This is a genomic window from Fibrobacter sp. UWOV1 (assembly GCF_900142495.1).
In the GTDB taxonomy this organism is placed as follows: Bacteria; Fibrobacterota; Fibrobacteria; order Fibrobacterales; family Fibrobacteraceae; genus Fibrobacter.
In genome coordinates, this window is record NZ_FRBA01000013.1 from 40,480 (window position 1) to 53,861 (window position 13,382).

General features: G+C 48.3%; 3 protein-coding genes and 1 pseudogene. All 4 read left to right on the forward strand.

The window, feature by feature from the left end; translation table 11 throughout:
* Window position 1 precedes the first annotated feature (1 nt).
* A complete protein-coding gene (locus BUC02_RS16430) occupies window positions 2–742 on the forward strand; it encodes an esterase/lipase family protein (RefSeq protein ID WP_073323554.1) in 741 nt (246 codons plus the stop codon).
* The gene (locus tag BUC02_RS13950) at window positions 739–1,632 is read left to right on the forward strand and encodes a hypothetical protein (protein ID WP_073323556.1); all 894 of its coding nucleotides are present in this window, start codon (window positions 739–741) and stop codon (window positions 1,630–1,632) included. Before BUC02_RS16430 ends, BUC02_RS13950 begins: the two co-directional genes overlap by 4 nt.
* A gap of 531 nt (window positions 1,633–2,163) precedes the next feature.
* Window positions 2,164–2,472: pseudogene (locus tag BUC02_RS16800) on the forward strand (esterase/lipase family protein); the annotation flags it as partial.
* A 444-nt stretch (window positions 2,473–2,916) separates the two neighbouring features.
* Window positions 2,917–13,382: LamG domain-containing protein (locus BUC02_RS13960; RefSeq protein ID WP_254794235.1), on the forward strand; the 10,466-nt coding region annotated here is incomplete at its 3' end.

Consider the following 13,382-nt stretch of genomic DNA (forward strand, 5'->3'; position numbering starts at 1 on the left):
CATGAGAAAAATATTTATTGCAGTCGCATTGATTGTAGCGTATGTCTGGTCCATCCCTAAGCCGATGGAATCCATTGAGAATTACAATGTGCTTTTGGTACATGGTGCGTATGGCTCTGATAAGGGAATATCTGAGAATTCGGAGTATGTTTCTGCTTATGAAGATACAACTTTTTTGGGTAATGCGACACTTGGGGACTATACCTCGAATAACCGAATAACCAAATGGCTTGCAAAAAATATATTCGAAGAAATTGTAAGTGAAAAAAATTACGAGAATGCTCGTAATTCTTATATCTATAACTGGCGTTCCTTTACAAATCCTGCAAATAGTTCTTTGAATAATGCTCGTGAGATGGGTGACCGAATGTGGAATGTCCAAACAAGTGGCTTCTCTAAATTCGGAAAACGAAGATCTCTATTTGAAGAAGCGCAGGAGATGAAAGCTATCGCCAAAGATGATAGTGGTAAAGTGCATTACGGTCAATCCGCTCTCGAACTCATTCGCAAGAATCCCGATTTATACCGTCAACTAGCATCTCGCTACATCCTTATAGGTCACTCAATGGGTGGTGTCGTTTCTCGCGAGTATGTGCAGGGAAATTTCTACAATGGCGATGTAGACAAGATAATTACTCTAGACAGCCCGCATGAAGGGACCGGTGCTTTGAATATGCAACTTGATTTGCTATTATTTTGTAGTAAAATACGCAGAAAAAGTTTTAAGGAGAACAGAGTATGAAACATCTGTTGAACAAGTCTGAAATGGCGAGGCTGCTTGCGGTTGCCATAACCGCGTTTGCATGCGTATGCATGTGGGGGTGCTCGGACGAAGTGTCGTTTGAGTGGCAGGGGCGTGGAAATGCCAAGGTTGTAGGTTTTGTGGATGATTCTCTTGTGATTGTTGGGGACTATCTTTTTTGGCATGAGACAACGGAACGCTGGAATGGAGAGTATTTGGAAGATGATGGAACCGCAAACCCCAGACTATGTACATACAATTATCGAGTGCAGGAGAATGGTCCCAGGTGGTGCGATTCCATTGTCGAAGAAAATGCTTCCGGTTGGTTCAGCGGACAATTGACGGATTCCATAATTTGGGGTGGATCCTTAACGGGGTCTTTCAAAATGTGGAAGATTGGCGAACAACCGCATATAATAAATCCTAAAATCTCGTATGACAACTGTTCTGTAGAATTCAAAACGAAATCTGTGAAACAATGGCTTGATGGCAGATTTATTGCACTTGGAGATAAATCATTAAATGCCGGTGGTGACAGTTGCCAGTATGCGGTTTTGGATACGCTTTCGGGGATGTTAACTTATAAGCGGCTAGATAAGGATTTGGAATGGATTAAGGTGTGTGACGATGTAAGGGCTTGGGGGAAGGATGTCTATTGTTCAGCACCTGGCGAACACCCTCTTGAAGGCCATATTCTAAAAAATAATATCGATACACTTTCTTCACCCTTGATATTTAGTAGGGGTATTTTTTGGGGTAAGATGATTGAACTTCGTGCTAGCATCTGCCGTTTAGAAGCGAAAGCAATTATATGCCTTAATCCTGATTTTACATGGCGAGAACCTTTAAAATTCTATCAAAATGATGAAGTCGTCGTTGATTTGGAGTAATGTATGAAAAAGTATGTTGTCTTTTTGTTGGCGTTGATTTTAATTTGTGATTCGTGGTCCATCCCCAAGCCGATGGAATCTATTGAAAACTACAATGTTTTGATGGTGCACGGAGCTTATGGTTGGAACAAAGGCTTTATATGGCCTCATATGTCTGAAGATTATTGGGAAGAATCCTATGGGTATGAAGATTTCAAGTCTGAAATAAGAACTCGTTTAGACGATGTGATTGATGCACTGGATACGGCTCTTCCGTCTGCATACGATGATACGACTTTTTTGGGAAAAGCCACATTGGGGTCTTATACATCGGATAGTAGGATAACGAGATGGCTCAATGAAAAAGTATTTGAGGAAAAAATATATAGTAAAGAGTATGAGAATGTTCGTAATTCGTACATATACAACTGGCGTTCTTTTTCTAATCCAGCAAATAGTTCGAGTAATAATGCACACGAATTGGGCGATAGAGCTTGGAATAAAGGAAATCTAAATTATGGTAAAGGTGGTTTTGGTCGTCGTCGAGCTTTGATGGAAGAAGCCCAAGAAGTAAAAGCTTCAGTATATGATTCTACAGAAAGGAAATACATCTATGGACAGACTGCCCTCGATTCCATACGTAAATATCCTGATTTATATCGCCAACTTGCTTCACGTTATATCCTTATCGGGCACAGCATGGGCGGGGTCGTTTCACGTGAATATGTGCAGAGCGATTATTATAATGATGATGTTGATAAAATAATAACGTTGGATTCTCCGCACGAAGGAACCGGTGCGTTGAACATGCAGGTTGCTAAGGAAGTCCGAGGCGGATTAGGCGAAAACGCAAAGAATACTTTTGTTCAAGCCGCGCTATTTTCTGGAATCCTTGGGTCGGCATTGACTCTTGTTGCGTCCGATGATTTTTCTGTCAAAACGGCGTTGATTACATTGGCAGCATCTTTCGCTATAGGGGAGGCTACACCTTATTTAGCTAGGGCTTTTTCCCCTGAGATATATCATAAAGACGATTCGCTTGTTAGTTATGTTGATCCTAAAAAAACAGGGAAAAATACAGTTTATGAACTAAATCATAAGGATTACGATACTGATAAACAACCTATGTATCGAATCCTTGCTAGTAAGAATGCTATGACATTCACAGATCCGACTCCTGATGAGAATAGCCTTGCTGAAAATATATATCAAGCTTTGGTACCAGACGTGATATCTTTGCCTTTTGAGAATGCCATTTCACAACTAACAGGTAATTCGGAAGGTACAATATGCTATGTGAATACAATGGCTTCTTTTATTGCTGGTGTGGGAGGTTTTTCCGTTAAGGATAACGGAAGTAGCATTGTTCCAGATACTTCTAGCGAGGCGAAGCATGTTGATCTTTTGAATAATTCAGCTGTTGATATCAAAAGGGCGTATTTTAATGCTGCTCCGAATTCAATCGAATCGGATGCAGACAAAATTGCATTGATGTCGATTGCATCGGATGCAATTCTTGCGTTGGAAATCATTGCGAAACTTGGTGGATTTGGTGCCGCTGCTGCTACAGCCGGAAAACTCGCCATTGCCATTCCAGCGGCTTATAGCATTTCATTGATGTTTATTCCCGCTGCTGTAGCTGGTTTTTCTGATTTGAAGTATTCACACACGTTACCCCTCAATTATTCCGATTTGGATACGATGAAAATTGCGAAAAAAGCGTTTTCTCCATTAGGCGGAGGAATGTCATCCTACACCCCATATCTCATGGAAGACTTCCTGTACGAGCGTCCTTTCGTGAACCTGGCGTTGAACGATACGGCGACATTGAACCAACTTCAGGGAATGTCCTCTACAGCCCGTGAAAAATCTACCTTGAACCGCAACTGTTATTACATTGGTTCAAAGAATGGAGTAAACTGTGCTTTGGGCTTGTTCAAATCACCTAATGACTTGACGTCGACCCATAAGAATCAATCCCTTTCGGGCTTGACAACGCCTCTCCGTTTCAAGTCGGAGTCCGACTGGTCCAAGATGGGTGTGAAGGTGGACCGCTGGAAAAAAGTGGACGGCTTGCACTCTGATGGCTCTGAAAACAAGAAAGGCGTCCCCATCCGTCATGTGGAGCGTTATGAAGTCCCCGCGATTACCGTTGAAGATTGGATTGAAAAGTATTCTTTTGTGGTGGACGACCTGATGCCGCACAGGTTACGCCAAATCCGTATGAATTTTAACTATCAGGAGGAAATCGCATGGGAGTGCGATATTACCAAGCCGGATACGAGTTCCAATGCATGCACTGTGTACACACGGAGTGGCGGCGGAACGTGGAAAAACATAATGGACTCGGTCTATGTTCGTGATAGCAAGGGGAATGATTCTCTTTGCTTGAAGGAGCGGACGGTCCCGCACCCTGTCAAGAAAAACGGTCAGTTTGACTTTATCGCAACCGACTTCTATCCGAATCTACTTGCGATTCAGAAGGACAACCAGAACACGGTCACGATTTCGACGGTGAACAAGATAGGCCTTTCGAATACGCAGCGGTTTTATTATCTCTTCAAGGCGACCGCGAATATGCTTCAGCCTTCGTGGCCCAAGCGCGATGTTGTCGTGAACAAGATCAAGGGCTTCAAGGCCTATGCAAGTGCCTTGGGCTATCAGGGCTTCAAGGCGGATTCGGCGAAGGACTCGATTGTGTTGCAGTCCGTGGATACGGTCATAACCTACCCGTTACGCGATATGAAACCGGAGGTCCAATGGTACATTGATTCGTCGCTGATTGCATCCGGCGCAAGCGAAACTGGCATCGTTTACGATTCCTCGAGTGCATATTTCGCTTCGAACCACGTCGACGATGACCCGCACGAGGGCGAATACCTTTGGAAGTTCTTCGTCAATATCAAGAACATTGCCGACACCGCGTCCAAGGATTCCTCGAACACCTACGAGGTGCCGTTCACGGTGGACCGCACCCCGCCTGCATTCATGCTCGCGTCCGAGGACGCAGTCGTCAACCCCGACAGCGTATCCTTCGTGGCGCGCTTCTCGTGGACCGACACCGCGCACGCTCCCGATATCCGTGCCATGCGAGTGTCCCTGGGGCGGCTCGAGGGCGATTCCATTGACCGCTGCAAGCCCTTCGCCGACTTCCCGGCAATGGCCGATGTGGCCTCGAATAATTTTGCAATCCAGTGGAACAGCGTAACCCGCGATGCCGTCAGGGGTCACGACGGGAACTATTGCGTCAGGGCGTACGCCGTGGACTACGCCGTGCCCGACAGCGCCGTTTACGGCAAAATGGTTGACCTCGTAGATGCAATCAGCTCCCATCCGGGGAGTATTGCGGATACCCTCTGGCCCGATCCGAACGACTTTGTTAATTCGTCTGTCGTATTTGACAGTTTCTTCGTGGATACGCGGGCCCCTGTAATGAGTGACGGCGCGATGCGGGGTAGTTCCACCTCGGCATCAGCCTATTCCGCACTTTCCAGACCAGCCCGGAACAATGCGTACGATTACGCAACCGAAGACAGTCTGCTTGAAATATCGTACAAGCTAACGGAATCCCTAGGCGGTCGCGACAGTGTTCCCGTGACCGTCGCCTGGAATTTTATCCACCAGGGCGATACTGCGAAGGTTGACCACGCAGGCGATTCCGTATGGGTCAAGGACGGGGATGCCGTGAACGGCATTTGGACGGAAATGTCCGGCATGCGTCTCGAAGACGGCGACTATGCAGTCCGCGCCCACGTGCGCGATGCCGCCGGCAACAGCTCCGCCTACGCGTTCCCGAAAAGGTTGCGTGTCGACAAGACCGCGCCATACATCGAGAGCCTGGTGAGTACAAAACTCGTCTATCCGGATTCTTTCAAGGATTATTCGGCGACGATTTCTGCCGATGAACGCCATGATGTAGCCACCAACCGCACCGGAATGCGATGCCATTACCGTATAGGCGGTTGCGGGAATACGACCGGCTGGAAACTGATTCCTACAACAACGTTGAAATATGACTCCGTGAAGTTCAAGATTGATTCCCTGGAAGGCCGTCATGGCAAGTGCTACCTGGAAGTGGCCTGTATCGATGCCGCCGGAAATGCAACCTTCAAGACGGACCTGTTCTACATGGGCGAATGGACTCCGGTAATCACCTCTCCGTACGATGAACGTGCGACTACGGAACTGGTTGCCATTACGGGTATCGCTCCGCCTTACAGGCTTGCGGATTCGTTGAATACGATTTATCGGCTTCGTTATGCCAATGTCGAATCGCTTGGCGCAGACGGTGAACTTGTTTGGGAAACATCGGGAATTTCCGTAGTTTCTGCCCTGCAAAATGACAAGTACCGGAATGTTTCCAGGGTCTCGCAGAGCAATGAAGCCGTTTTGGGATACCTTGACCGTAATCTCGGGAATGATAATTATCTTGAAGGGACGTACATTATCGAATTGGGAACCTGTGCTGCTGCGGCCGATTCCATTTGTGTTGACGGTCCCGATTCCCAGTGGGTGACTGATACGGCGTGGGTCGATTTGGGGATGATAGATTCTGCGGGCGTAAAACACCATTTCGTAGTCAATCCGAAAGACAGTCTAACTGTCGGCAAGGATACGCTGGATGTTTCCCTGCATTTGTCGGGACTGTTCAATAGCAGTTACATGATGCGTGTGTATGCCAAGGATGCCGCTGGCGTGGGTATGTTCGATGAATCGGTGTCGAAGGCCTGGCGTAATCCGTACTATGGCGCCCCAAATGATACCTCCTCTGGTAAGTCCGCCGTATGGTTCTATGAACAGGAAGACGGCTACCACCTGCAATGGAAGGGTTTGGCTGCGGGCGATACCTTGGAGGTTGCATACGATTCTCTCGGCTTTGGCCATACCTGCGAGGGACCTGACGGGAATAATGCCCAAAAATGTACGACTCGTCCACTTGATTATGTTTTTGCCGCGTTGCCGACGTCGTCGGGAATGTATTTCGAGGATTTCCCCGAGCTGCGCCCGCTTTCTTCCGTGAACAGCAAGATGCTTCTGACCGGGAACGAGGGCCATGTGGTGATGACTGCAACGGCGGCTTTCCATGTATCGCAAGTAAATGCGTTTGCGGATACTTTCTTGCCAAAAATGAAGGTCTATTTCGGGGAAAAGGAAAACGACGGTTTCTACTGGGTAGCGGACGGACTCGTCAGTAGCGATACGCTCAACCCGCTGACGGTTGGCTGGACCGTAGATCCGCGAGCGTACGGAATCAGTTTCAGGTGGGACGGTCCCGAATCGGGAAGGTTCCCGGCGGAAGGAAACATGACGGTCTATGCCGAAATTACCGAAAACATCGCGAACAACCCGTATGTAATCAGGGATTCGGTAAAGGTTAAGATAAAGCTCCCCGAACTCGAGATCGTGCTCCCCGATACAACCTTGCCCGATTTTACGCTTATGGAAAAGGATACGGCGCTTGTCTGTGCCGACGAAACGATACCGGATAGCCTGTGTGAACGGCGTGCTTTCAAGCTTGGTTCCATGGTGGCGAAGTATGGTGTCAAGTACAGGGATGCCAAGGTAAGGGCGTGCATTATGGATGCTACCGGCGATTGCATCGCTGTGTTGCAGGATACGACCGAAACAATGCGGGCTAACGTGAGCGACAGCGCCTACCAGGTCCGCTGGGATGGAAAGATAAAAGGAACATCGGTCGCGGAAGAAGGTTTGTATACGCTGAAAATTACGGCGTATCCCGCGAACGCGACAGATACTGCCGTGTCTGCGGAGGCGACATTCCATGTAAAGCATGCAGAAACCATGAGGGACCTGACTCCCACATATCCCAAGAATCTACATAACACGGTCCCGGCAGTCTATGTCTCCGAAGCCAATCCCGATACCGGAAATCCCGGAATGTACCGGTACGAACCCACGGCAGATTACCTGGTCAAGGCCAGTGTCAGCGGATGGAAATTGCCGGACTCTTCGCTTGTTGACGGAATCCCCCTAAAAGGCGAAATTTCGGGAACGCAACAGATTCTCAAGTACGAACCGAAACGCTTTAGCCTGGCGATAAAGAGACATAGAAAGGAACTGAAGCTGATTTATGTATTGTATTTTCATGCAGAAATGGAACAGATAAACGGCTGGTTCAATTCAACTTGTGAAAATGGTTCCTTGAATAAGGTTGATGAGTTTTCTCATGGTGTCCTGACATTCACTGAATCAAAGAGAGATTCCTTGATGCTTTTTAACTGGACTAAAAATAGTCACGGATTTGATGGAAGAACGGGTCCCAAAAATAACCTTATTGATATAGTGCTCTTTTCAGAAAAAGGATATCGGCAATTCCTTGCAAAGGAAAGATTGGATTCGGTGAACTCTTTGGTTGATTTTTCAAAAGCGAAGAAAAGCGAGTACGCACTATGGTCGCTGACAAATTTTGATAAAGCATATAATTTACCTGGGACAGAAATAGATTCAGTGAAATTTGGTTATGATGGTTCTGGATTTGGTTGTATGGCAACTTTAGACAGTGACACTCTGAAGAATGTGTGTGAATATGCCGTGGATACAACAACATCAGGATATAATCCTAACAAGAATCTTGCAGATGTTGTTTTTTATCCAGGTGGTACGAGACGTTTCTTTAGCGATTATGGTACTCCAAATCCTAATTGTACTAGGGAAGGATTTCATAGGTATCAAAGGGCGTTGTTTACTATTAAATTCACTATTCCCGAAAGTTACTGGGACGCCCCGTTCGGCATGGATAATCTCGTAAACCGCACGGTCCGGTTTGACCATACGAATAAAACGATTTTTGGAGATGGAAAAAGTGGTTACTGGAAAGCCCTTGAATCACTAGGAAAAACAGACGACGGCACTTATTACGATGGAACTGAATGGAAATACGACCGTACATACGGCCTCTTGACTCCGTTTGAGGTCCAATATCTACCCATGTATCCAGCGTCATCGATTGATGGTGGCCTGAATACGTTCCTGTTTGCGGATGAGGATAAGAACCATCCGCAAGACGCTCGCTTCGATCTGCATTTTTATGGTCCCAACGATAATCATGATTATTTCCAAGCCGCCGTGGTGAGCGACGCGGTGGTACAGCGCTGCGACACAATTGCACTGGCAGACTTTAAAAGAGGCAACAATTCTGCGAATAAGTGCATCGTATACGCCACAAGCAATGATGATACGGTAAGGAATACTCCATATTATTCAGGGACTGATTCCGTTGTGTTCTATGTTGGACGAAACAAGGCTCTAGGAACAGTTACTGTTGATTCAATAGCCTATCCTGCTACGGCAAATTGGCAACAGCATGTAAAAGACTCCTGTGAAGTCTCAGGCGAAGAATGGGAATTTACGGACAATGGAACCGCACCTTGCTATAAGTACTATGACTTTGGTTCGCGTGCGCACTACTATTATGGGGATTATTCCGACTCTGTGTGGACTGCCAGAATGGTGCGTGGCGATAGTGTCATTAAAAATAAGGTGAATTCGCCTGAGATTGCAAGTGCCAAATCGCTGGAAGCTCTTTTCTGGGATAGCGTCGATGTCTCTAAATTCGGGAACAAGAAGCTTGAATTCCCTGTCCAACTTTCGTCGCGGAACTTTGATGCCGACAGCAGTCGATTCTTTGTAAAATTCGATTCTGTTACAACGGTGCTCAGCAATCTTGTCGGTGATAAGGTCGATGCCACAATAAGCAACTTGAGGGTTGATTCAGCTAAGATTTCGGGTGGTGTCTCGTCAATTAGGTTGTCTGTCACCAACGATACCCTATATGTCAAGGCAGATTCGCTTAAGGAAGATATAATCTATCGAAAATCCGAAGATTCTCTTGCGGTAACACCCGTGCGTCCGAATAGCGAATCTTTGTCAATGAAGCGCCTGTATAGAAATGACAACGAATGGGTGAAAAATGTTGTTATAAATTCTGCTGTATTGGAACAGCTAGACTCCAGTACTCATACTCACTTGAATATCGCTGGCCATTTCCCGGATTCCTCGGATATGATTATCGGGTTTAAGTCGGTCGATTCCATTGAGGCGAAGCGCCCCAAGGAACTTGTCGAACTGCGCGCGTACTTAAAGAAGAACTACATGTACGATGTGGCTTACCTGAATGATACCGCCTTCTATGTCATTCCTGGTCCCATGCTGGATTCCATCAAGTGGAGAAACGGGGTGAAGTTGGATAGCAATGATGAAGAAGGTTGGTATCGCTTGGGTTGGTTCGATGTCAACAAGTTACAGGGAAACACCCAGTTCATGCTTTTATGGGGAGATAAGACTGCATATAATTTTGCTGAGTTCAAGATGATTATCGGACGTGCTGTGGAGCCGACAAGTGGCAATACGGTCAAGTCCCTGTTTGAAGAAGCCAGTGTTACATTCCCGAAGAATTCGGTCGATACCGTCAAAAATGTCACTGTCAGAACAGTCGAAGCGTCGGACTACTCATTCGAGGTCTTCAACAATCTGGCCCTCAAGGGCCCGATTGTAGAAGTCTTGCCGTCAATGACATTTGCCAACACTTCCGCTCTTCCGCGTATACAGATGAAGATAAGTCGCGAGGAGATGGTTGCGATGCGTGCGACCCCGCAGACGGTAAGGTTGTACAAGGTGGATTTCACGGGCAAGAGGTTTGTCCCGTTACAAAATGCTCTCTATGGGTTCCTGAATGCAGACGGAAGTGCCGTTATGGATGGAACTGACACTTTAAAATGCGACGAAAGTAATAAGATGACAAAAACGGATTGTGCAGGGAATGACAGTACTTGGGCCTACCTGCTGATTTCCGCCGAGACAAGGACCTTCTCCGTGTTTACGGCGATGGCTTCCGGAATTGCTGAAACTCCGAGCTTCAGCGTGACTGTTTTGCCTGAAATCGCCTCGACTGAAAACCGCACGGTCCGTGTGGACGGCATATCGAGATTTAGGCTGTACGTAGATGATGATTCGCTGTGGGCCAACCGTGGTGATGCTACTCCGCCAGACACTCTTGCTTTTACTGCGGATTCCAACGGTTTTGCCCGAATTGCCTTGCCTTCTCGCGGTAACGCCATTGATACTAGCTACGTGTTCGTGGTTGCCCTTGGCGAACCCGATGCGGAAGGAAATATGGAAGAACTCCCTGCAGCTCCGGCAGTGGCTCGCGCTTTGACGGTGAACGCGCAGTTTGCTTGCTCCGTTCCATCTGATTCATTGTGGCTCGGTCTTGACAACGGCTACATGGCCTATGGTGCTAGTTGCACGCATCCGGGTTACGGGCTGGTATCGCTCTATCGTGATGGAAAAGTCATAGCCGAAATCCGCGGCGAGATTCCCGATACGGTAATCTATGACGGTTCCAAGACTTCCGGTGCATCCGGCTTGGGCAAGATTGCGTCCGGAATTTATGAGTCGCGCTACGTGGGCGTTTCCGCTCTCGGCATGGATATGCAGATGGCGGGGCCACGAGTCTATACGGATTCTGCACGTCCTGCCATCAGGAACTTCTCTGTGCAGGATTCTTCCGAGGTCCTTGACAGAATCTTTACGGCGACTGCGGATGTGCACGATTCTGAGTCGGGTATTGCACGCGTGGTCGTGACGCCGGTGTTCGGTGGCGATACATTGCGTGTCATGAACGTGGTGCCTGATTCTGCCGGTCATGTGTCTGTAAGTGTCCGTATTTCCCGAAAGCAGCTTGCCGAATGTACCGGCTGCTACCTCTCCATGGAAATGCGTGTGGAAGATTACGGTCATAACCATGCGGAACAGAAACATGTATCTGAAAAACTTTACCCGTACCCGACGGAACTTGCCCTGTGGTACCCGGCGCGTGAAGGTGGTGGTCGCCTTGTGCATGAGTTGTTGGGAACGGGCCATGATCTTGATTTGTTTAAAAAGATGGGCGGTCCTTGGGGCAGCGATGCCGGCTTGTATTTTAGCAAGTCTACGGATTATATCTATGGCAATGGCATGGTCGATTTTGGCAGCACGAATTCTTATTCTTTCGAGGCCCGAATTAAGCCGGGGAACCCCAACGATAATGCTTGGCATGAAATACTCAGTTTTAAGGGCGTAAACGCTCTTGACATTCGCCTTTTGCAGAATAAGCGGGCCTTGATGCTTGTTGAGGGTTCGCATAACTGGAAAACGGGTTCCATCTTGCCGATCACAAACAAGTCCTGGTCACATGTTGTCGTTACGGTAGATTCGGATTCCGTGAAATTCTATGTCGACGGCGAATCGAAGGCTGCTCGTAATTCCGGGATTTCTCTAGAACGTGAAATGGAAGGTGTGTTCTCTATGGGCAAGGCGGGTAGCGAACCTTCCTATATTGGAAACATCGCGGATATACGCATGTATTCGCGTGCGTTGACTGCTGCTGAAGTCGAGGAACTTTCGAAGCCCGTCACCGATGCGGGTGAGGTTTCCGATGTCATCGTCATCGCCGTGAAGGATATGGATGCGGTGAGCGGATTCTCGAATGAGTTCTCCTGCTCCGTGGCTGGCAACAAGTACCTTGTGTCGGGCGATTCGGCGACACTCGCGATGTCCGTAATCGTCGAAAATGCTGCGGACTATAATGTCGTGCTGTACGCAAGGTCCGCTACGGCTGGCGATAAGCCGGTCTATGTCGGCGAATCAAGTTTGCTGGCAGGAATGGCATCTGTATCCAATACCTGGCGTGCAGTGACTGTTTCTGGTGTGTCCGTTCATCTTGCAGCGGGTACGCATACGTTGACGCTGAGGGTTCCTGCCGGTGTTCAGATTGGTGGCGTGGCACTTACGACGGCCAACATTCCAGCCTCGATGATTGCCTGGGGTACAAGTACTTCGGACAATGTTGCCGGAATTGTACCTGCCGATACGGCTCGCAAGGTTAAGTCGTACTTGCGCTACGAGGGGTACCCGGAAACATCTACGCTCCGTCCGCGCATTCGCCTGCGTAACGTATCCAATGAGCCCGTGAATGGGTTCTCTGTCCGCTACTATTTCCGTGGCGAGGATGCCTCGCAGGCTGGAGCTGACCGTTATTGGCCGAACTACGGACCAACATTCCCTGCAGTGCATTCCGAGAGTGCCAATACGGGTTACGTGGAATGGTCGTTTGCCGAAACGATTCCGGTTGCCGGAACAGTGTTCGGTGGCGACGGGCCGCATTTCGGTCTCTATAATTCCGGCAATGTGCCGTGGAATGCTTCCGACGACCCGTCCTTCGTGGATCCGAATTCTGGCCTGGTTGCAAATATTGATGGTTTCTATGAAGATGTTGGCGTTGTCGTCCTGGATAAGGACAATAACCTGATAGGCGGTTCCTGCGCCGAGATGGAAGATCCCGTATCGCTCGAGACCAAGGTCCGTGTGCTGGCTGCCGATGTGCGTGGCGACAAGCTGGCAAGCGAGATTCACTTCAATGTGGAAAATACGGGCAATGTCTCGTTGAAGAACTTCGACGTGCGTTACTACTTCTTCGTGGAAGAAGGCCTTGCGCCGGATTATGAACTTGACGACAGGTCCAAATGTTCTTCGGCCTCGATGGAAAGCCTCGGTTCCGGTCGCTGGCAGGTGACAGTCCATTGCGACTCGTCGCTTGCCGCTGGCAATACGTGGCAGAATCCGGTGAAGTTCGCTTTGCATTTGCCAGGCTGGCCTGCGATGTGGAATGCGGATGACGACCCGAGTCACGACAGTCTCGGAATGACGATACGCGTGGCTCGCGGCATTTGCGTGTTCGATTCCACGGGGTACATGCTCTACGGCAATACACC